The sequence below is a fragment of the Mycobacterium sp. E3247 genome, assembly GCF_001667785.1.
Classification (GTDB): Bacteria; Actinomycetota; Actinomycetes; order Mycobacteriales; family Mycobacteriaceae; genus Mycobacterium.
Window position 1 is genome coordinate 1 of sequence record NZ_LZJG01000490.1, and the last position, 20,485, is coordinate 20,485.

General features: G+C 63.8%; 20 protein-coding genes and 1 pseudogene. 15 read left to right on the forward strand and 6 right to left on the reverse strand.

What is annotated here, in order from left to right:
• From A9X04_RS24270 to A9X04_RS24280, 3 genes and pseudogenes are all read right to left on the reverse strand, one after another.
• Window positions 1–335: pseudogene (locus A9X04_RS24270) on the reverse strand (acetaldehyde dehydrogenase (acetylating)); the annotation flags it as partial.
• A gap of 10 nt (window positions 336–345) precedes the next feature.
• Window positions 346–1,152, reverse strand: a complete 807-nt coding sequence (locus A9X04_RS24275; RefSeq protein ID WP_197509350.1) for a 2-keto-4-pentenoate hydratase — start codon at window positions 1,150–1,152, stop codon at window positions 346–348.
• Window positions 1,124–1,999, reverse strand: coding sequence for an enoyl-CoA hydratase (locus tag A9X04_RS24280; protein WP_067926347.1), 876 nt, complete (start codon window positions 1,997–1,999; stop codon window positions 1,124–1,126). The genes A9X04_RS24275 and A9X04_RS24280 overlap by 29 nt, the downstream gene beginning before the upstream one ends.
• 219 nt (window positions 2,000–2,218) lie before the next feature.
• Here A9X04_RS24280 and A9X04_RS24285 point away from each other — a divergent pair, with 219 nt between their 5' ends.
• On the forward strand, window positions 2,219–2,656 hold the full coding sequence (locus tag A9X04_RS24285) for an SRPBCC family protein (protein WP_067926158.1): 438 nt from the start codon (window positions 2,219–2,221) through the stop codon (window positions 2,654–2,656).
• 253 nt (window positions 2,657–2,909) lie between these two features.
• On the opposite strand, the gene A9X04_RS24290 is transcribed toward A9X04_RS24285, so the two are convergent.
• Entirely contained in the window at window positions 2,910–3,344 is a 435-nt protein-coding gene (locus A9X04_RS24290; protein WP_231980640.1) for a hypothetical protein, read from the reverse strand.
• Between the two features lie 93 nt (window positions 3,345–3,437).
• Window positions 3,438–4,244 carry an SDR family NAD(P)-dependent oxidoreductase gene (locus A9X04_RS24295; RefSeq protein WP_067926161.1) on the reverse strand — a complete coding sequence of 269 codons (807 nt, stop codon included), beginning with the start codon at window positions 4,242–4,244 and terminating at the stop codon, window positions 3,438–3,440.
• Between the two features lie 237 nt (window positions 4,245–4,481).
• Between A9X04_RS24295 and A9X04_RS24300 the strand changes: the two genes are divergently transcribed.
• The 14 genes from A9X04_RS24300 to A9X04_RS24365 all read left to right on the forward strand — a co-directional run bounded on the left by A9X04_RS24300 (window position 4,482) and on the right by A9X04_RS24365 (window position 18,212).
• Complete coding sequence (locus A9X04_RS24300) at window positions 4,482–5,330, forward strand: ABC transporter permease (protein ID WP_067926164.1); 849 nt, start codon at window positions 4,482–4,484, stop codon at window positions 5,328–5,330.
• Between the two features lie 7 nt (window positions 5,331–5,337).
• Window positions 5,338–6,183, forward strand: a complete 846-nt coding sequence (locus A9X04_RS24305) for an ABC transporter permease (RefSeq protein ID WP_067926167.1) — start codon at window positions 5,338–5,340, stop codon at window positions 6,181–6,183.
• A gap of 13 nt (window positions 6,184–6,196) precedes the next feature.
• Window positions 6,197–7,384 (forward strand): MCE family protein, encoded by a 1,188-nt coding sequence (locus tag A9X04_RS24310; protein ID WP_067926170.1) that lies wholly within the window; start codon window positions 6,197–6,199, stop codon window positions 7,382–7,384.
• A complete protein-coding gene (locus A9X04_RS24315) occupies window positions 7,381–8,406 on the forward strand; it encodes an MCE family protein (protein ID WP_067926173.1) in 1,026 nt (341 codons plus the stop codon). Before A9X04_RS24310 ends, A9X04_RS24315 begins: the two co-directional genes overlap by 4 nt.
• Complete coding sequence (locus tag A9X04_RS24320) at window positions 8,406–9,485, forward strand: MCE family protein (RefSeq protein WP_067926353.1); 1,080 nt, start codon at window positions 8,406–8,408, stop codon at window positions 9,483–9,485. The genes A9X04_RS24315 and A9X04_RS24320 overlap by 1 nt, the downstream gene beginning before the upstream one ends.
• Window positions 9,485–10,972, forward strand: a complete 1,488-nt coding sequence (locus tag A9X04_RS24325; protein ID WP_067926176.1) for an MCE family protein — start codon at window positions 9,485–9,487, stop codon at window positions 10,970–10,972. The genes A9X04_RS24320 and A9X04_RS24325 overlap by 1 nt, the downstream gene beginning before the upstream one ends.
• Window positions 10,969–12,216, forward strand: coding sequence for an MCE family protein (locus A9X04_RS24330; RefSeq protein WP_067926178.1), 1,248 nt, complete (start codon window positions 10,969–10,971; stop codon window positions 12,214–12,216). Before A9X04_RS24325 ends, A9X04_RS24330 begins: the two co-directional genes overlap by 4 nt.
• Window positions 12,216–13,793, forward strand: coding sequence for an MCE family protein (locus tag A9X04_RS24335; RefSeq protein WP_067926181.1), 1,578 nt, complete (start codon window positions 12,216–12,218; stop codon window positions 13,791–13,793). The genes A9X04_RS24330 and A9X04_RS24335 overlap by 1 nt, the downstream gene beginning before the upstream one ends.
• A complete protein-coding gene (locus A9X04_RS24340; protein ID WP_067926184.1) occupies window positions 13,790–14,311 on the forward strand; it encodes a hypothetical protein in 522 nt (173 codons plus the stop codon). Before A9X04_RS24335 ends, A9X04_RS24340 begins: the two co-directional genes overlap by 4 nt.
• A 100-nt stretch (window positions 14,312–14,411) precedes the next feature.
• Complete coding sequence (locus A9X04_RS31755; protein ID WP_067926187.1) at window positions 14,412–14,762, forward strand: hypothetical protein; 351 nt, start codon at window positions 14,412–14,414, stop codon at window positions 14,760–14,762.
• 10 nt (window positions 14,763–14,772) lie between these two features.
• Window positions 14,773–15,216 carry a hypothetical protein gene (locus A9X04_RS24350; RefSeq protein ID WP_369829015.1) on the forward strand — a complete coding sequence of 148 codons (444 nt, stop codon included), beginning with the start codon at window positions 14,773–14,775 and terminating at the stop codon, window positions 15,214–15,216.
• A gap of 159 nt (window positions 15,217–15,375) precedes the next feature.
• Window positions 15,376–16,194 (forward strand): hypothetical protein, encoded by an 819-nt coding sequence (locus tag A9X04_RS24355; RefSeq protein WP_067926190.1) that lies wholly within the window; start codon window positions 15,376–15,378, stop codon window positions 16,192–16,194.
• Entirely contained in the window at window positions 16,191–16,826 is a 636-nt protein-coding gene (locus tag A9X04_RS24360) for a twin-arginine translocation pathway signal (RefSeq protein WP_197509353.1), read from the forward strand. The genes A9X04_RS24355 and A9X04_RS24360 overlap by 4 nt, the downstream gene beginning before the upstream one ends.
• A 114-nt stretch (window positions 16,827–16,940) precedes the next feature.
• A complete protein-coding gene (locus tag A9X04_RS24365; protein WP_197509355.1) occupies window positions 16,941–18,212 on the forward strand; it encodes an amidohydrolase family protein in 1,272 nt (423 codons plus the stop codon).
• A gap of 564 nt (window positions 18,213–18,776) precedes the next feature.
• Here A9X04_RS24365 and A9X04_RS24370 read toward each other — a convergent pair.
• Window positions 18,777–19,961 carry an iron-containing alcohol dehydrogenase gene (locus A9X04_RS24370; protein WP_067926196.1) on the reverse strand — a complete coding sequence of 395 codons (1,185 nt, stop codon included), beginning with the start codon at window positions 19,959–19,961 and terminating at the stop codon, window positions 18,777–18,779.
• Between the last annotated feature and the right edge of the window lie 524 nt (window positions 19,962–20,485).

Consider the following 20,485-nt stretch of genomic DNA (forward strand, 5'->3'; position numbering starts at 1 on the left):
TTCGCCGGCGGGATCACCGCCGGGCCCACCGCCGCCGGGGTCAAATCGATCGCCCGAATCCCCGCCGCCGCATACCTCGGTGCGGCGTCGCGGTGCACGTAGGCACTGGTCGCCTCGAACACCAGATCAGGCTTCTCCGACCGGGCCAACAACCAGTCCACCCCCTCGTGGGTGGTCTGCAACCCCAACTTGCGGGCCCGGGCCAGCCCCTCACTGTCGGGGTCGATGCCCACCATCCACCGCGGCTCCAACCAGTCCGACCGCAACAACTTATACAACAGGTCAGTACTGATGTTTCCCGACCCGACAATGGCCACACTCGCCTTAGCCGGCATGACGCTCCTCTTATTCGAACGACAAACGAACAGAACCCAGCCCGGTGAACTCGGCCACGAACTCGTCGCCGGCGTGCGCGTCGATCGCGCGCGTGCACGATCCCGGCAGCACCAAATCCCCTTTGCGCAACCGCACCCCGAAGCCCTCCACCTTGCGCGCCAGCCAGGCCACCGCGGTGACCGGGTTGCCCAGCACCGCATCGGTGCGGCCCTTCGCGACGACCTCACCGTTGCAGTGCAGCACCGCATCGATGCCCTTGACGTCGACCTCGCACGGGGAGACACGCGCCTGGCCCAGCACGAAGCCCGCCGACGACGCGTTGTCGGCGATGGTGTCGCACAACTCGATCTTCCAGTCGGTGATCCGCGTGTCGATCAACTCGATCGAGGGCACCAGCGCCTCGGTCGCCGCCAGCACGTCCTCCTCGGTGCAGTCGGCCCCCGGCAGGTCGGCGTTCAGCAGGAAACCCACCTCCACCTCCACCCGCGGCCACAGATACCGGCTCGCCCTGACCGGGGTGTCTTCGAACAACTGCATCTCGTCCAGCAAATGCCCGTAATCCGGCTCGTCAACCCCCATCATCTGCTGGATCGCCTTCGACGACAGCCCCACCTTGTGCCCCAACACCCGAGCCCCCTCGGCAACCCGCTGACGGATATTGATCAGCTGAATCTCATACGCGTCCACAACATCAATGTCCGGGTGAACAGCGGTCAGCGGAGCGATCGGTGAGCGGCTCCGCTCAGCCTGCGCCAACTGGACAGCCAGCTGGTGGCGTAATTCCCTGCTAAGCACGAGAACTGGTTCCCTCAGCATTTGCAGGTGAAGTCATTGCCTTGGCGTCCATCCCGCCGAGTGGGCCGGTCCCGATCTCGGCGTTATGGGCATGCGCGAAGTGGTGAAGACCGAAGACAGCGTCCATGCCATTGCGTAATCCCATGTGGTCTTCGCATTGGTTGACCGCCCGCTTGGCCAGCGCGAGCCCGAATTGGGGCATCGCCGCGATACGCGTTGCAAGGCCGAAGGTTTCACCGCGTAGCTGCGACCGTGCGACGACCCGATTGACCATACCGATTTCGTAGGCGCGCTGCGCGCTGAACCTCTCACCTGTGTAGAGGATCTCCTTGGCAAACCTGGGCCCGAGCACCCAAGGGTGTGCGAAGTATTCGACGCCCGGAATACCCATGCGCACAACGGGATCGCTGAAGAAGGCATCATCGGCGGCCACGATCAGGTCACAGGCCCAGGCGAGCATCAGACCACCGGCCACACACGCGCCTTGCACCATCGCAATAGTGGGCTTCGGGATTTCGCGCCACCTTCGGCACATCCCAAGATAAACCTCTGTCTCCCGCGCAAAACGTTGGTCGCCGCCTGGCTTGTCGACGTGGTCCCACCACAACACCGCCCGATTTTCATAGCGCACGTTGTGGTCACGTTCGGGGGTGCCGATATCGTGACCGGCGCTGAAGTGCTCGCCGGCACCCGCTAACACGATCACCTTGATTTCGTCATCGTTCACTGCGCGCCTAAACGCAGCATCCAGGGCGTAGGTCATCGCCGAATTCTGCGCATTGCGGTAGCGCGGACGGTTCATGGTGACCACAGCGACTCCGGAGGTCACTGCATAGGTGACCACCTCGTCTACATCAGGCGTGTCCATGTTGATGCCTTCCGTCATCACGCATTCCGGTTCTGACCATCATCAGCGCAGTCGGCCCGCAGACAGGTGGTCGGTGTCCATACACCGGGAGTCATCTCGCTCACAGCTGATAGATCCAAGCCGGCCGCTCAGTGCAGGGCTGTCCACGCAACTCGGAACGTCCCGACTGTCGGGACGGCCGATCCGGTACAAGCACCCTGATCCCGTAGCTTCAACGCTATGCGCTACTCATGCCGCTTCGAGCGGACATGCGCGGCGCCAGCGCCGGTCGTCTACGACTTGCTCACTGACGTCGCGCGATGGCCGCAGTGGTTAGACGGTGTACGGACCGCCGACTGGGAGTACCCAGGAACGGCCGGCTCCCGGATAGGGGCTATCCGCCGAATCATGTTGAGAGGCTTAACCATGCGGGAGAAGGTCCTCATTGCCGATCGGCCGCACCACCACGCCTATGCCATCCTGTCGGGAATCCCCGTCACCGATCACCGCGCCGATGTCCACATATCCACGACCTCTAGCGGATCTCGCATCGTGTGGAAGGCAACGTTTCGCCCACGGTTCCCGCTCACGGGACCGCTGATCTGGCTGATGCTGCGCGCGAGCATGCCCACGATGGTGACCGCTCTCGCCCGGGGAGCCGAAGCGCAGCCGACGTAGCCACCGTGCCGGTGATCATGGATTGCAACTGTCTCGTCTACAGGATCAAGATGGCCCAAAGCCGTGTACCGCCAGCTTCCTTGGTCGTTACACGCGGCCCGATGACGGGCTGGGTTCGGTGCCCCACTGGCGGCCGGATCCAGGCCGTTGTCTTCGCATCGCCGATCACCGCTACCGACACCTGCGGACCGGTGACCGAGAGTCGTTGATGTTAGCCACTCGCCGCGCACGGGAAAACATTAGGCTGCACGATCTACATGCGCACCAGGGTGAACGGGTACGTGTAAGTTCCCGCCGGCGACCCGTTACAGCCCGAGGAAAACGAGGAGTCCAACGAGCCAGCAAGCGTGGACGCATCCCATGCGTAGACGTCGTGCGTGGGTATCACGGGCCCGTAGTAGATGTCACCACAGCGCAGACCGTCGGGAACGTCGACACTCAAGGTATAGCGGCCATCGGCGAATCGAGCGCTGCCGTTGTACTCGAATGCCTTGGCTACCGGTTGGGGTATCGCGCTCACGCTGACACAGTCACCGCTGCACGACGAAATCGCCCAGATCCAGGTATGGAAGTCGTACCTGCCGGTGATCAAAAGCTGGTAATTGCCGGTTCGCATCTCCGCGTGGGCCACGGGCGCGAGCCCTAAGGCCGCCGGCGCCAGGCAGATGCCCAGTATGAGCGCCTTCACGTTCGTTCCATTCTGCTTGGGGCCGAGGATCAGACAACACGCCGTTACCCACCGCAATCGCGGACTGCTCTCGGCGGGGCCGCTGGGTTCGGCTCACATATGCGAGCCGCCGTCGACACGGACTTCGGTACCGGTGATGAAATAGGCGTCGGGAGAGCCCAGCATGGCCACCACGGCGGCTACGGCGTCCGGTCTGGCGAAGATCGCGCCGTCGGCCAGTGGAAGCACAGGCTGAACCTTGCCGAACAGGGAGAAGTCGACGTCAGCGGGCAGGCCCGGACCGATGCTCTGCTTCGATTCTCCTGTGCCATCAGTCATTCCGGAGGAAATCGATCCCGGCTGCACCGAGTTGAACCGGATTCCCTCTTTGCTGAACTCCATGGCCAACGCATGTGTCATCGCCTGAATTCCGCCCTTGGAAGCGGCGTAGGCCGACATATACGGGTGAGCAAAGGCCGCCGAGGTGGAGCTGAAGTTGACCACCGCTGGACCGACGCCCTCGCGTAGGGCCGGGATCGCCTCGCGGGTCATCAGGAAGGTGCCGACCAGGTTGATGCGGAGTACCTGCTCAAAATCGGCCGCGGTGGTGTCCAGGAAATGGGCTGAGCGCAGAATCCCCGCCGCGTTGACCAACGTGTCGAGACCTCCCAGCGCTGCGAGCGCCCGGCCGACACCGTCGCGGACGGACTGCTCGTCTCCGACGTCCAATGTCACCGTGGTGAGTCGGTCCGCATGCGTGTCGGCCTTGGCCACCGTGTCCTTCAACCCGGACTCGCTGATGTCGGCGGCCACAACTCGTCCGCCTTCCTCCAGCACGCGCAGCGCAGTTGCCTGTCCGATGCCTGAGCCACCCCCGCTGATCAAGACGCGGCGATTCGCATATCTCTGAGGACTGTTCACAACGGGGATGGTGCTCCGCGGAAGCGGCAATGTCAGCCGCATGTCCCGGTGGGTGGTCCTCTCCTCGGCGGGAACGGCCCGGTATGGACCCGGCTCGGGTGCCCTCGCGCGGGATCCGCAGCGATGGATAGGCGTCCCGGTAAGCGGGACATCGTGTGGTCCACGTCTCACCCGACTGGGAGGGTTCTGCTCGACGCAGCCCGGACCGATGTGGTGCAAGGCGTGACCCGAGCTGCGATGTCTGCTGTCGACGAGGTGAAGGAGCCACAGCCGGTGATCACGAAGGCGCCCGACCGTTGGTCGCCGGGGCTTTCGTCGTTTGGCGCCAAGCTGGCCGGGCCCATGCAGGCCATCGGGGGGCTGGCCGCGATGGCGGCCGATGCCGCGAAGTTCGCTGTCCGCAGGCCGTTTCAGGGACGAGAGTTCTTGGACCAGTCGTGGTTCGTCGCGCGCGTCTCGCTGATGCCGACGCTGCTGGTAGCCATTCCGTTTACCGTGCTGGTCAGCTTCACGCTCAATATCTTGCTGCGCGAGCTGGGTGCGGCCGACCTTTCGGGGGCGGGTGCGGCCTTCGGGGCGGTCACCCAGGTCGGTCCCCTGGTCACTGTGCTGATAGTGGCCGGCGCCGGCGCCACGGCGATGTGCGCCGATCTGGGCTCGCGCACCATCCGTGAAGAGATCGACGCTTTGGAAGTGTTGGGAATCAATCCCGTTCAGCGCTTGGTGACCCCGCGCATGCTGGCGTCGGGACTGGTGGCACTGCTGCTCAACAGCGTCGTCTGCATCATCGGCATTCTGGGTGGCTACACGTTCTCGGTGTTCGTCCAGGACGTCAACCCGGGTGCATTCGCAGCGGGCATCACGCTGCTGACCGGGGTGCCCGAATTGATCATTTCCTCGGTCAAAGCGCTGCTGTTCGGTCTGATCGCCGGCCTGGTGGCCTGCTACCGCGGGCTGACGATCACCGGTGGCGGCGCCAAAGCTGTGGGCAACGCCGTCAACGAGACGGTGGTATACGCGTTCATGTCGCTGTTTGTCATCAACGTCGTGGTGACGGCTATCGGTATCCAGATGACGGCGAAGTAGGCAGACGGTGACACTGCGAGCGGCATATCCGGGCCTGACCCGAGAAATCAACAGACCGGTCACCGCGCTGGCCGGCATCGGTGACCACGTCGCGTTCTACGGGAAAGCGATCGCCGGGGCACCGTTTGCGGCCACCCGCTATCGGCGAGAAATCATCCGCTTGATCGCCGAAATCAGCATGGGCGCTGGCACCCTGGCGATGATCGGCGGGACAGTGGTCATCGTCGGGTTCCTCACCTTGGCGACGGGTGGGACGCTGGCCATCCAGGGATACAGCTCGCTGGGCAATATTGGCATCGAGGCGTTGACCGGCTTTTTGGCCGCGTTCATCAACGTCCGTATCTCGGCGCCGATTGTCGCCGGCATCGGCTTGGCAGCCACCTTCGGCGCCGGCGTGACCGCCCAACTGGGCGCCATGCGCATCAATGAGGAAATCGATGCGCTCGAAAGTATGGGGATCCGCCCCGTTTCGTACCTAGTGAGCACACGGATCGTCGCCGGGATGCTGGCGATCACGCCGCTGTACTCGATCGCGGTCATCTTGTCGTTTGTGGCCAGCCAATTCACCACCGTGGTCGTGCTGGGGCAATCCGGGGGACTCTATGGTCACTACTTCTCGACGTTTCTGAACCCAACCGACCTCTTGTGGTCATTTCTGCAGGCGATCCTGATGGCCTTGGCCATCCTGTTCACCCACACCTACTACGGCTACTTCGCCAGCGGGGGACCCTCGGGTGTCGGGGTCGCAGTGGGCACTGCGGTGCGCACTTCCCTGATCATCATCGTGTCGGTCACCCTGCTGGTTTCGCTGGCCATTTACGGCGCCAACGGCAATTTCAACTTGTCGGGCTAGGGGAAGAAAGCTGATGTGGAACAACGCTGTTCGCCCCTTGCTGGGGCTGGCCACCGTCGGTGTGATCGGCGCGATCGTCGCGGCCACCATCGTGTTGTTCGAAGGCGGTGCCATCGAGTCGGTGCCGGTCACGGTGCTGTCGCCCCGGGCGGGACTGGTGATGAACCCCGACGCCAAGGTGAAGCTGCATGGTGCACAAGTGGGCAAGGTCTCCTCGATCGACAACCTGCCCGACGGCCGGGCCGCGATTCACCTGGCGATCAACCCATCCTGGCTGCATCTGATTCCCGCCAATACCGGCGTCGACATCGAATCCACGACCGTCTTCGGGTCGAAATTCGTGCAACTCATTCCGCCGCCCGATCCCTCCCCCCAGTCGCTGAAGGCGGGCCAAATCCTTGACTCCGAGCATGTCACCGTCGAAATCGACACCGTATTCGAGCAATTGGTGTCGGTGTTGTCGCAGATCGAACCCGAGAAGCTCAATGAGACCCTTGGCGCCCTCGCGCAAGCGTTCAGCGGCCGCGGTGACAAACTCGGACACACCCTGGCCGATCTGGACACCCTGTTGACCAAAATCGACCCGAGCCTGACCTCCCTGAGCCACGAACTCTCGGTGGCCCCACAGGTGCTCAACGCCTACGCCGACGCGGCCCCCGACCTGGTCAAGACAACGCAAAATGCGACCCGGCTGAGCGACACCGTGGTCGACCGGCAGCGTGATCTGGACACCGCGCTCATCAGCGCGATCGCGCTGGCCGACATCGGAAACGACGTCCTGGCCGGCAACGCGCAGGCGTTCACTGCCGTCCTTCACCTGCTGGTCCCCACCACGAACCTGACCAACAAATACAACCAGGCCATCACCTGCGCCCTGGCTGGCCTCAAGCCGCTGGCCACCGGTCCGCCCCTGCCCGTGCCGGGTGTCCTTTTGCTGGATTCATTTCTGCTGGGCACCGAACGCTACCGTTACCCGCAGAACCTCCCCAAGGTCGCGGCGACGGGCAGTCCGCAATGCATGGGACTACCGGACGTGGGCTTCGGGCACCGCCCGCCCTACCTGGTCACCGACATTGATGCCAACCAGGCGCAGTACGGAAATCAGGGAATCCTGTTGAACTCCAATCGCCTTAAGCAATGGCTGTTCGGACCGATCGACGGGCCGCCGCGCAACACCCCACAGATCGGGATGCCGGGATGACGGGCTCGGTTGGGACGACCGTCAAGTTGGGGGTGTTCGCGGTGGTGACCATTGTGCTGACGGCCGCCCTGTTCGCCATCCTCGGGCAGTACCGCACAGGTTCGACATATGGCTATTCCGCGGTGTTCAGCGACGCCTCCAGCCTGAAGACCGGTGATTCGGTGCGTGCCGCCGGGATCCGGGTCGGCACAGTCAACGATGTTGCGCTGCAATCGAATAACGCGGTGCTGGTGAGTTTCGACGCGAACCGCGAGGTCAGGCTCACTACCAGCACGCGGGTCGCCGTGCGTTACCTCAACCTGGTCGGGGATCGCTACCTTGACCTGCTCGACGCGCCCGGTTCCGCCGGGATCCAGCCGCCCGGCTCGCGGATTCCGATAAGCCGCACCGAGCCGGCGCTGGATCTCGATTTGTTGTTGGGTGGGCTCAAACCGGTGATTCAGGGCCTTAACCCTCAATCGGTGAACGCGCTGACCAACTCATTGATCCAGATTCTGCAAGGCAGCAGCGGCGATGTGGAGTCGTTGTTCACCAAGACCGCATCGTTCTCCAACGCCCTGGCCGACAACGGGCAAGTGGTGCAGCGATTGATCGACAATCTTAACGAGGTGGTCGCCACGGTGGCCAAGGACGTCAGCAAATTCTCGGCGACGGTCGAGCGCCTCGAGCGGCTCATCACCGACTTGTCGGCCGACCGCGATCCGATCGGAGACGCCATCACCGCGCTCGACAAGGGAACCGCATCATTAGCCGACCTGCTTACCCAGGCCCGTCCGCCGCTGGCCGGCACCGTCGACCAACTCAATCGGCTCGCTCCGCTGCTCGACAATGACAAGGCGCGGCTGGACCTCGCGCTGCAGAAAGCTCCAGAAAACTACCGCAAGCTCGTGCGGCTGGGCGCCTACGGAAGCTTCATCAACCAGTACCTGTGCGGCATCTCCATTCGCGTCACCGACCTTCAGGGCCGCACGGCCGTCTTCCCGTGGATCACCCAAAACACCGGACGATGCGGGGAACCCTGATGCTGAAATATCGCGGCGCACAACTTATCCGGGCCGGATTCATCGCGTTCGTGCTGGTCACGCTAGTCATCATCATCGGCCTGCACCCCCAACAGCTGTTGTCGATGGCCACCTCCATTCGGTACCAGGCGCTGTTCACCGAGGCCGGAGGCCTAACTGCAGGCAACGACGTCCGAGTGTCGGGCGTGAAAATGGGAACGGTCTCCGACGTCACGCTCAGCCATGGCAAAGCATTGGTGACGTTTAGCCTCGACGCCAAGGTGCACCTGGGATCGAGCACGACGGCCCACATCAGGACGGGTACCCTGCTGGGTGCGCGGATGCTGGCCTTGGAGCCCGCAGGCACCGGCCGCATGCACGCCTCCGATGTCATCCCGGTACATCGGACGTCCTCCCCATACTCCCTGACCGACGCCGTCAGCGACTTCACCGCCAACACCGCCGCGACCGACACCGGCGCGCTCAACGCATCCCTGGACACCTTGGCCGAGACGATCGAGCGGATCACACCACGACTGGGGCCCACGTTCGACGGCCTGAGCAGACTGTCGCAATCGTTGAACAGCAGGAATGAATCGCTGGCCCATCTGCTCAAAAGCGCCGCCGACGTCACCGGCATCCTGTCGGAACGCAGCCAGCAGGTCAACACCATGTTGCTCAATGCCAACGACCTGCTCGGAGTTCTGAACCAGCGTCGCTACGCGATCGTCAACCTGCTGGCCAACACCTCGGCGCTGGCCCAGCAACTCTCGGGCATGGTGGCAGACAACGAGAAAGAACTGGCGCCCACGCTGACCAAACTCAACTCGGTCACCGCGATGCTGGAGAAAAACCGCGACAACATCGCCAAGGCGATCGTCGGACTCGCCAAATACCAAGTAACCCAAGGTGAATCGGTCAACAACGGCTTCTATTACAACGCATTCGTCGGCAATCTGATCCCGGCGCAGGCCCTGCAACCGTTCCTGGACTACGCGTTCGGATTCCGGCGAGGCGTCAATGCGGGTCAACCACCCGACAATGCCGGCCCGCGCGCGGAATTCCCCTGGCCGCACAACGGCATTCCCGGAGGACGATGATGGCGACCGGGGCGAACAAGGCGTGGTACACCAAGGCGCTACTGGTGACATTGGTGGGACTTGTCGCTGCGGGAACGGCCTTCGTGGTACATGCCGAGGTCTTCGGGCCCAAGATGATTACCGCATACTTCAGCTCCGCGACCGCCATCTACCCCGGCGACGAGGTACGCGTGGTGGGGGTCAAGGTGGGCACCATCAAGTCCATCGAACCCCAAGGGACCCAGGCCAAGATGACACTGGCCGTCGACCGTGATGTGCCGATCCCGGCCGACGCCAAGGCCGTAATAGTGGCACAGAACCTGGTGGCGGCACGGTATGTGCAGCTGACCCCCGCGTACGAAGCCGCGGGAACCGGCGGTCCGACGATGGCCGATGGGGCGGTGATCGGCGTGGAGCGAACCGCGGTGCCCGTCGAGTGGGATCAGGTCAAAACGCAACTGATGCGGCTGGCCACCGAATTAGGTCCCGCAAGCGGCCTTTCCACCAGCTCGCTCGGGCACTTTATCGACAGCGCAGCCAATGCCATGGCCGGCAACGGCGACAAGCTCAGGCGGACGATCACCGAGCTGTCTCAAGTTGGGCGCATCCTCGCCGGCGGTAGCGGCAACATCGTCGATATCATCAAAAATCTCCAGATCTTCGTTACCGCGCTGCGCGACAGCAACGTCCAGATCGTCGAATTCCAAGACCGCCTCGCCACGGTGAGCAGCGTCGTGGACGGCAACCGGTCAGACCTGGACGCCGCGCTTACCAACCTGTCCTCGGCGGTCGGCGAGGTGCGCCGATTCATCGCCGGAAGCAGAGACCAGACCGCAGAGCAGATTCAACGACTGGCCAACGTGACGAAAAACCTCGCCGACAACCGCATGGCGGTGGAAAACCTCCTGCACGTGGCGCCCAACGCAATCGCCAACGGGTACAACATCTACAGCCCGGACTCCGGAACGGCACGAGGAGCCTTCGCCATGTCGAACTTCGCCAATCCGGTGGCACTGGTGTGCTCGGCGATCGGCGCGGTCAAGAATGCCACCGCGTCCGAGACGGCGAAGCTGTGCGCCCAATACCTCGGCCCCGCACTGCGTTTGATCAACTTCAACTACCTGCCGATCCCGTTCAATGCCTATCTGGCCAAATCGCCGAGCCCGGACAACCTCGTCTACTCGGATCCGAACCTGATGCCCGGCGGGCCGGGCGGAGTCCCCCCCATCCCGACCGATCCACCCGCGGTGTCGGCGTACACCGGCGCGGGCGACATACCACCCCCTCCGGGATGGGAATTGCCGCCGGGTCCCCCGGGAATCTACGCCCCCAACGGATTACCCGCGGACCCTTCGCCAGCGCTGTTCCCCCGCGCGCCAATCCCACCGGGAGTGCCCCGGCCAGCCCCAGCGGCCCCCGGCCCGGCCAACCTGCAGGACATGCTGCTGCCGGCTGGTCCGCAGCCACCGCTGCCGGCCGCACCGCAGCCCGCCGGAGGCACACCATGACCGGATCGCGATCAACGCGTCGTCTCGCAGCGATCGCGTCATGGGTGGCGTTGACGGCAACCGGATGCGCCTTCGATGGTCTCAATTCACTGCCTCTGCCCGGCACTGTCGGACACGGCCAGGATGCGGTGACCTACCACGTTCAAATCGCTAACGTCGGTACGCTGGAATCTAATTCGCCGGTCATGATCAACGACGTCGTCGTTGGCAGCGTGGGCAAGATGACGCTGCGCGACTGGCACGCCGACGTGGATATCTCGGTGCGTCCCGACGCCGTGGTGCCGGCCAACGCTATCGCCAGGATCGGCCAGACAAGTCTGTTGGGCTCGATGCACCTGGAACTGAACCCCCCACCGGGCGTGCCCGCGGCCGGCAGGCTCGCACCCGGGGCGACCATCGGTCTGCAACGCTCCTCGACCTATCCGTCCACCGAGCAGACCCTGTCCTCGCTGTCAGTTGTCGTCAACGGTGGGGGACTGGGCAAGGTCGGAGGCCTCATCAACGAGTTCAACGCGGCACTGGGCGGGCGCGAGGACAAGATCCGCGATCTGCTGACGCATTTGAACGACTTCGTCGGTGTTTTGGATTCCCAGCGTGATGACATCAACGCATCCATCGCGGCGTTGAACACCCTGGCCGGCACCCTGGCCGGACAGAGCGGCGTCATAACCCAAGCACTGCAACGGATTCCGCCCGCACTGGACGTTCTGATCAAAGAGCGGCCCAGGATCACGACCGCGCTGGAGAAATTCCGGGTGTTCAGCAACACCGCCACAGGTTTGATCAATGCCACGCACGCCGATCTGGTCGCCAACCTGAAAAACCTGGAGCCGACGGTGCGCGCACTCGCCGACGTCGGCCCCAGCCTGGACACCGTCTTGGCCTTCGTGCCGGCCTACCCCTACCCGCAGAACTTTATTGACCGCGCGATCCGGGGCGACTATTTGAACGAGTTCATCACCTTCGACTTCACCATCCCGCGGCTGAAGAGGGGACTGCTGCTGGGCACACGATGGGGGCAGGAAGGAGCCACGCTGGTGCCCGCTCCGGGAGACCCCTGGTATGCCACGTTCACCAAGGATCCGCTCAACGCCCCCCTCACGGCCCCGCCCAACGCGGTGGCCACGCCGCCCATGGCCGGTCCGCCAACGCCAGCCGGCGCCCCGGTGACCACCCAACAGCTCAGCCAGCCACCGATCCCGGCGCCGACCGACTTCGTGCCACAGGATGTGGGGGACCGCTGATGTTGACGCGCTTCGTCCGAATTCAGCTGACCATCTTCACCATCGCGTCGGTCATCGGGATGACCGTGATGATCGTCGAATACCTGCAAGTGCCCACCCTGCTGGGCGTCGGCCGCATGCGCGTCACGCTGGAATTGCCGGGCACCGGCGGACTCTACCCGTTTTCCAACGTGACCTATCGAGGAGTGGAGGTCGGAAAAGTCACCGACGTGCGGCCCACCCGCGCTGGCGCCGTGGCCACACTGTCGCTGAACACCAACCCGAAAATCCCGGCGGATCTGCGCGCAGAGGTGCTCAGCGTGTCGGCGGTCGGAGAGCAATATGTGGACCTGCAGCCAGCGACGGCGGCCGGACCTTACCTACACGACGGCTCCGTCATTCCCGCAGCACGTACCTCGATCCCACAGGCCGTCGGACCGATGCTGGATCAGGTCAGCGCACTGATCAACAGCGTCCCCAAGACCAAGATCAGCGGCCTGCTCGACGAAACGTTCAAGGCCTTCAACGGATCCGGGTACGACGTCGGGTCGCTGCTGGACTCCTCGTCACAACTCATCGGCGACGCCAACGCCAACGCCGAGCGGTCACGCACCCTCATCGACGACAGCCGGCCCCTGCTCGACGGCCAGGCGCAATCTGGCGACGCCATCCGCACGTGGGCACGCAGCCTCGCCGGCATCAGCCAACAACTGGTCAGCGACGACGCCCACACCCGGACTCTGCTGCGGGCGGCACCAAGCGCCGCCGATGAGGCGTCACGCCTGTTCAACCAGGTCAAGCCGACGCTGCCGATGCTCCTGGCGAACCTCACCACGCTGGGCCAGGTCGGTGTCACGTATCACCCCTCCCTCGAGCAGCTGCTGGTGTTGCTGCCGCCCACCATCGCCTCCACTCAGTCCTACGGCGCACCCAAGAACAATCCCACCGGATACTCCCTGGGCGACTTCACCCTCACCATCGGTGACCCGCCCGCCTGCACGGTCGGGTTCTTGCCGCCGTCGTCGTGGCGGTCACCAGAGGACACCACGGTGATCGACACTCCCGACGGCCTGTACTGCAAACTGCCGCAGGATTCACCCATTGGGGTGCGCGGCGCCCGGAACTACCCGTGCATGGGCCATCCCGGCAAGCGCGCGCCCACGGTCGAAATCTGCAACAGCGACAAACCTTTCGAGCCGTTGGCGATCCGCCAACACGTCCTGGGTCCCTACCCCCTCGATCCCAACCTCGTCGCGCAGGGCGTCCCACCCGATGACCGCGTCACCTTCGGAGACCAAATCTTCGGACCACTCGAGGGCACCCCGCCGCCGCCAGCGGCCGGCCCCGCGCCCGCGCCCCCGCCGGATTCGCCGCTGCCCGCCCCGGCCTCAGCTCCGCCACCTGACGGTTCCGCGGGGCCAGCCCCGGCTGCCGCGCCGAGTGCCTACACACCCCAGCGGGCCGGCCCATCGGTTGCCGTCGCAACCTATGACCCGCGAACCGGCCGGTACGCCACCCCCGACGGCACCGTATATCGCCAATCGGATCTGGTCTCTCACGCCGGCACGCGGTCCTGGAAAGACCTCTTCCCCACATGAGCAGGCGCACACACCCAGGTCTCCAGACCGCAGCCCTCATCGGCGCCGTCGTGATCGCGTCGCTAAGCACTGCGCCCCCGGGCAGCGCGGCCGGCGACTGGGGCCTGAACGGCACCTACACCGCAACATCAAACGGGGAGTGGGCCAAGACCAACGAAATCTTTCACAATGAGGCCAGCATCCGAAGCATCTGGACGATCAATACGACGTGCAGCTATCCCACCGAATGCACCGGCACGGTAGTCAGTGACTGGGGCTGGCGGGCACCGATCTATCAAACCGGCGGTGTCTGGTTCGTCAAGCACATCGTCGACAACTGGCAGCCCTGCCCGGACGGAACCGCGGCTCAGGGATTCCAGGTCTTCAGGTTCGCTCCCACCAACCCCGACGGAGATGCCGTCGATCCAACCTCGCCCGTTCTCACCGGCGCCGACGAGACGACCGGCGTCAGCGGCGCCTGCGGACGAAGTAAGACGTGGTTCATCAGCATGCCGTTCAAGCTCGTCAAGGCGGGGTGAGGGGTCGAGAATGAAACTGTCCATACCCCGGCAACACGCGGGTCTTGTCGCATCCCCACGTTTCAAAACTCTTGCGGTGCGAGCGATCCTGCCCGCAGCCATGGCGGTGACGGCCCTTGTGGCTTGCACACCCCATGTGTGGGCCGCACCGTCCGCATGTGACAACCCATCCTGCGTCCCGGGTATCACCGGAGGTGTCGTGCTGGGCGCGCCGTGCCCGGATACCACCCACTTCGTGTTCGGCACCACCTCGTGGGGCCGGTTGGTCTTCTGCGGATCTCCGCGGCGCTATGAACCGCGGTACTTCCGTTCGCCCTCGATGTGGGGAATCAAAGACGAGAACTCCAACTGCGAGGGCTTCGAAAACTCGGTCGCACAAGCCCCCGATGGCCTGTTCCTCACATGCCTGTCTGTCGACGGTGCACCCCGCTGGGTTCGTGGCGACACCTAAATCACCCCACGTGACGGTGGCGAACAAGATGCTCAGGCGTCCCGCGCAGTCCCTAGCCGGGCTGGCGGCGACAATCGTCGTCGCGACCGTCGCAGCCGCGACGCCGGTTACCCGCGCTGACGAGCCGGTGCTGCACCACGTCACCTACACCGTTACCGCGCAGCGCCGCGTCACCGCAGACATCTACTTCCGCGACGCCGATCCACCCGACTGGGCCGAATACAGCCACGACCCCTACCGCTTCAGCCCAAAGGTTGAGGCCGACGTGGGTCCAGATACGCGGTGGACCCGGGACGTCTGGTTGGCAGCTCCCGATCAATGGGCGATGGTCGTGGCCACCAGCGGATCGTCGCTGGCCACGGCGGACTTTCACTGCGCACTCGCCGTGGACGGGACAGTCGTGGCCACCAACAACGGCGCCAAAGGCGCATTGTGTTCGGTGCGTCACTGGTAACTCGGCGCTCGGAAGGCGCCGAGGTGAATGCTCACTCAGCGGGAACTGCGGTCCAAGACCGCGCCGCACGACGCTACCTTGTGCGCTACTAGCCGCTTGTATCAACCAATCGCCCGGCCAGCTTCGCTCGCACACGGCGGAAACGGAGAGAGCACGGCAATGCCCGCCGCTAATTCGCCCCTGAAACGGGACGCGAGTCCTCTCGATGTCACCTCAGAGCGGCCCGTCGATGCTCAGCTCATCGAGGCAGCGGAGGCAGATGCTGCCGAAGCCGAAGCGCTCGCCGCCGCTGCCCGGGCCCGCGTCCAGTCCATGCGGCAACGCCAACAGACAGAAGCAACCGACACGGCATCGGCAGAAATCGCTGAGACCCCCGCCGACGATACGTCGGCAACTCCCGCGGATGACGTCGCCGATCCGGACATCACCGATGCCACTGAACTGCCCAATCGAAGTAGCAAAACCCGACGGGAGAGGAAGACACACTTCCACCGCCCGAAACGGACCACAATGGTGGCTGCCGTCGGGATGCTCTGCACCGCAGCGCTTCTCGCCGCAAGCGCTGTCATGGTCCGACACCACGATCAGCTGTTAGGCGAACAACAGCGCGCGGCGGAATTCACGGCCGCCGCACGACAAGTCGTCGTCACCCTGATGTCGATTAGCGCCGACAGCGCCAAAGACGACGTACAGCGCATCATCGACAGCTCGACCGGCCAGTTCAGAGACGACTTCCGCGGCGCAGCCGCGGAGTTCGTCAAAGCCGCTCAGACTGCGAAGGTCTCGACCAAGACGACCGTGCAAGCCGCGTGCCTGGAATCCATGACCGAGGACACCGCAGTCGTGGCCGTTGCCGCCAGCTCCACGCTCTCCAATACCGCCGGCGCCCCCGAGCAGCCGCGTTCCTGGCGGCTCAGCGTCAAACTGGCCCGAGACGGCGGGAAAATCAAGATGTCAAGCATGGAGTTCATCCCATGACCATCGGGCAGCTCGAAAACCACGACCTCAACGTGGAATTAACCGCCGCAGCGGTCGGCGAGGACCAACGCAAGGACATTTGCGGTCACGATCAAATGCCGCCTGCAGACCAGAACGCCAAGACGTTCCGCACCCGGATACGGTGCGCACTATCGCATTGGCCGCTACTCATCATCGGTCTGCTAGTGGTGGCGGCCGCCGGCGGAACCGCCACACTGTACTTCGGCCAATATCGACACGACCAGCAGACCAACGACGCTGCGGCAAAGGCGGTGATCAGTGCCGCAACCGAGGGAACCGTCGCGCTGCTGTCCTACACACCCGACAAACTGGAAAGCGACCTGGCTGGTGCAAAGTCACACCTGACCGGTGACTTCTTGACCTACTACGGAAAATTCGCCGATCAGATCGTGGCACCAGCAGCCAAGCAGAAAGCCGTCAATACCCAAGCAGCGGTCAAGCGCGCGGTCATCAGCGAACTGCGCCCAGAAACGGCCAGGGTGCTGGTCTTCCTCGATCAGACCACAACGAGCAAGGATCAACCTGAGCCGGTTCAGACCGCCAGCAGCGTCATGGTCAGTATGACCAAAAGCCATGGAAACTGGCTTATCTCGGCATTCGATCCCATCTAGAACTACCCTCGCTCCCCGGACAGGGTTGATTCCGCTGAACGAAACATTCATCATGCATAAGTTATCGGCCACGAGACAATGACCGGTGTCGCATTCTCATTGAGGAGATGATTGATGGCCACCCTTGAGACCCCGTCCCGCTACACCGTGATTTCTGCCGATACCCACGCCGGCGCCGACCTCCTCGAGTACAAGCCGTATCTCCCGAAGGCTTTCCACGACGACTTCGACGCGTGGGCCAAGACGTATGCCAGTCCTTTCGATGACTTGATCATCGCCACCGCAAAGCGGAACTGGGACCACGAGTTGCGTATTTCCGAGATGGACGCTGACGGGGTTGCAGCGGAGCTGTTGCTGCCCAACACCGTTCCGCCCTTCTTCCCGACGTCGCCCAACATCACCATCTCGTTGCCCCAGAACCGAGCAGAGTTCGAACACCGCTGGGCAGGCGTGCAGGCGCACAACCGATGGCAGGTCGATTTTTGTTCGCTGGCGCCCGCACGCCGGCGTGGACTGATCCAGGTATTCCCCAACGACGTCGATGCCGCGCTGGACGAAATCCGTTGGGGCAACGAGCAAGGCTGCTTCGGTGGAGTGCTGCTGCCCCCGGTGTCGCCGGGCGACCCCAATGTCGCCCCGCTGTTCCACACTCGATATGAGCCGATTTGGCAGCTGTGCAGCGAACTGGATCTGACGATCGTGCAGCATGGCGGCCCGGGAAGTCCGGCAATGCCCATGGATCAGCCGGCATCCAACGCCGTGCTCATCACGGAAATGGCGCTGTGGGCCCAGCGCAGCCTGGGACATCTCATCCTGGCCGGGGTTTTCGAGCGTCACCCCACGCTAAGGTTCGCGCCTACCGAGCAGGGCACACTGTGGGTGCAGCAGCAACTGATGACGCTCGATGCGATGGTGCCGACGATGAAATCCGAAGCCGGCAACCGCACGTACGGCATGTTCGGTGGCTCCTCGGTCGACGGGCTTACCCTCACGCCGAGTCAGTACGCTCAGCGGAACTGCTACCTGGCCAGCGAATTGGCGCCCTTCGAATCAGTGATGATCGATTTCATGGGTGCGGACCACATCCTCTGGGGAAGCGACTACCCGCACGAGGAAGGCTTCGCTCCTCAATCCAGGCTGGCCATCCGGTGGGCGCTACACAACAGATCAGAAAGCGAGTGCCGAAAAATCCTCGCCGACAACGCGGCTCGGCTTTACCGATTCGACCTCGTTGCTCTGGCGCCGATCGCAGCTGAGATCGGGCCGACCGTGGCCGAAGTGCATACGCCCCTTGACGACACCGGCTACCGTGCCCCGGCCGCGTTCGGCTACCGCCCATTCGAGGGCGGACTCGCGTTGAAGCGCCTCGCTCCCCAACGCCAGTAAACGCACTCTCATCCGAGAGTCTCGGATCCGAGTGCACAAAACTTGCCTGGGGCTAGACCCGCTCCACCGGAGCAAGCGGGCTTCTAAAGCGCGCTGTTCAGATGGCACTCTAAGATTTGACTCAAGCGCAACTTCCCAGACCTTATGCGGCAGTTGTTTCGCCTTAGACCCATGGATCAGAGGTGGTGATGGGGGCAGCCCGGCGCAACCGTACGGTTCTAGGATCCGCCATCAAGATGAGGAAATCCGGTCCGCCATTTTGCTGAGAATTCTGCAAACCCGAAGGTAGAACGCTCGCAATCCGCCGGTCAGTCCGGGAAGCTACAAGTGCTCGCGTCGTTGTAGGTTCCCATTCCCGATGACGATGTCTCCGACGAGCGCAGTCCGGCTCCGCCGCCGGCGGCTACGCAGTCGTAAGCACTTCGGCGGCTTCATGGATCGATCCGGCAACGTAGTCGAGCTCGGCGGCCAAGTTCGCCACGTTAGCGAAGTGAACGAGGTCGCCGCCGGCGAAGAACCCGAACCCCTCGTTGCGGAGAACTGGCACTCGGTGGGTAGCGCCCATCACCATGCCGCGTCGAGGAGGGCGAGGACGTCTTCCTTGCTGACAGGTCGTCGGCTTGCTGCGACGGCGGCATCTCCCATGATGTGCTCGGCCAAAGCGGGCAGGGCGTCGCGGCTGCCTCCTGCTGCCGAGATGGTGTTGGTGACGTCGAGGCGGGTAACGAGGTCTCGAACGGCCGCGATGGCTTGCTGGGCAGCAGAAGCTTCGTCTAAGTCGTGTGTGTCGCGCCCCAGCGCTTCGGCGATGCGGCGCAGTTGGGGCGCGGTGAGCGCGGCGTTGAACTCCATGACGTGCGGCAACATGATGGCCGACGTTATGCCGTGGGTGATGTCGAATTGCGCGGCGAGTTGGTGTCCAATCCCGTGGGACAGACCCATGCCGACGTTGGTGGCGCCGAATATCGATAGCCAGCTGGCGAGTAGACAGTTGGTTCGCGACTGCGTGTCAGAGGGGTTGTTGGTGCTGCGCTCGAGGTTGGCGGCCAATAGGCGCAGTGCCTCGAGGCCGAGAGCATCTGCCATAGGCATGCTCTTCGCTGAAAGGATTCCTTCGACCGCATGGTCGACGGCACGAATTCCGGAGGCCGCCCACAACCAGGCGGGAGTGCGCCCCGCCACGTCGGGATCCAGGATGACCGCTTTCGGCGTGAGGCTTAGCCCGCTGTAGGCACATTTGGTGCGGGTGACCTCGTCGGTGACCCCCGCCAGCCCTGTGTGTTCCCCGCCGGACAGCGTGGTCGGAACCGCGATATGCGGGATGGTGCGTCCGGGGATGTCAGGGACGTCGTAAACATCGGGATAGGTGAAACGAACCCGGTATTTGTCGAAGTCCTCGGGTTTCGTGATGCCGGTTGCCAGGCACATCGCTACGGCTTTGGCGCAATCGATGGGGGTCCCGCCGCCGATACTGATCACGCTGTCAGCGCCACCGTCGCGTGCCATCGCGGCCGCCTCGAGAACGGCTGCCCTGGGCACGTGCTGCGGGACGCTGGCGTAGACGCCGACGAGGTTGGCGCCGAATTGGTCCCAAAGCGCTTGTCCGAGCTCTGTCGCGGCCAACGATCCCGACATGATGGCGACGGGCCGGCGCCCCCCGTGCGCGCCGACGATGTCGCTCAGCGTGTCGAATGACCCAGGGCCGTAGGTGATTTCCTCGACTCTGGGAACGGTAAATGTGCGTGCCATGGTGTACTCCTGGGCCGCCCATTTGCGGCGGCGATGGTATGGACTGGCTATGCCGGTGCCGCGGATAGAGACTGTCTGATTTGTGCGTTCAGGGGTAGCGGGGGCACCACGTCGATGACCACGTTTCCCCGCCTATCCCGGCCTCGACGACTTCGTGGGCTTGCGCGGTGCTCGCCGGCAGCGGCTCGACCTTGATATGTGGAACCAGACGGAAGCATGAATGCGGACACGGACTTCTCCGACACCCGGCTCCGGAACGGGCAGATCTACCAGTCCGAGCACCGCCCTAGCCGGACCGGTCCTCGTGTACGACACCGCGTGCATGTCTTGTCTCCATCGTCACCGTTCGCTACGCCTATCTTTACTAATTAGTAAGTATTAATCAAGCTCGGCTTGGCTCTGATCGGTGTGCGCGCATGTCAGACGGGTTGTCGTGAGGGCCGTCGGTGTCGGGTCGGCGGTGGTGGGAGCGTGGTTGTCGGCGTTGATCCTCAACGATCCCCTATTGGCAGGAGGCGTTTGAA

Coding starts and splice junctions, on each gene's coding strand:
- A9X04_RS24355 (WP_067926190.1), top strand. CDS start 15,376: ATGCCCGCCGCTAATTCGCCCCTGAAACGGGACGCGAGTCCTCTCGAT.
- A9X04_RS24325 (WP_067926176.1), top strand. CDS start 9,485: ATGGCGACCGGGGCGAACAAGGCGTGGTACACCAAGGCGCTACTGGTG.
- A9X04_RS24340 (WP_067926184.1), top strand. CDS start 13,790: ATGAGCAGGCGCACACACCCAGGTCTCCAGACCGCAGCCCTCATCGGC.
- A9X04_RS24330 (WP_067926178.1), top strand. CDS start 10,969: ATGACCGGATCGCGATCAACGCGTCGTCTCGCAGCGATCGCGTCATGG.
- A9X04_RS24365 (WP_197509355.1), top strand. CDS start 16,941: ATGGCCACCCTTGAGACCCCGTCCCGCTACACCGTGATTTCTGCCGAT.
- A9X04_RS24320 (WP_067926353.1), top strand. CDS start 8,406: ATGCTGAAATATCGCGGCGCACAACTTATCCGGGCCGGATTCATCGCG.
- A9X04_RS31755 (WP_067926187.1), top strand. CDS start 14,412: ATGGCGGTGACGGCCCTTGTGGCTTGCACACCCCATGTGTGGGCCGCA.
- A9X04_RS24280 (WP_067926347.1), bottom strand. CDS start 1,999: ATGGACACGCCTGATGTAGACGAGGTGGTCACCTATGCAGTGACCTCC.
- A9X04_RS24310 (WP_067926170.1), top strand. CDS start 6,197: ATGTGGAACAACGCTGTTCGCCCCTTGCTGGGGCTGGCCACCGTCGGT.
- A9X04_RS24275 (WP_197509350.1), bottom strand. CDS start 1,152: ATGCTGAGGGAACCAGTTCTCGTGCTTAGCAGGGAATTACGCCACCAG.
- A9X04_RS24370 (WP_067926196.1), bottom strand. CDS start 19,961: ATGGCACGCACATTTACCGTTCCCAGAGTCGAGGAAATCACCTACGGC.
- A9X04_RS24285 (WP_067926158.1), top strand. CDS start 2,219: ATGCGCTACTCATGCCGCTTCGAGCGGACATGCGCGGCGCCAGCGCCG.
- A9X04_RS24335 (WP_067926181.1), top strand. CDS start 12,216: ATGTTGACGCGCTTCGTCCGAATTCAGCTGACCATCTTCACCATCGCG.
- A9X04_RS24315 (WP_067926173.1), top strand. CDS start 7,381: ATGACGGGCTCGGTTGGGACGACCGTCAAGTTGGGGGTGTTCGCGGTG.
- A9X04_RS24300 (WP_067926164.1), top strand. CDS start 4,482: ATGTCTGCTGTCGACGAGGTGAAGGAGCCACAGCCGGTGATCACGAAG.
- A9X04_RS24360 (WP_197509353.1), top strand. CDS start 16,191: ATGACCATCGGGCAGCTCGAAAACCACGACCTCAACGTGGAATTAACC.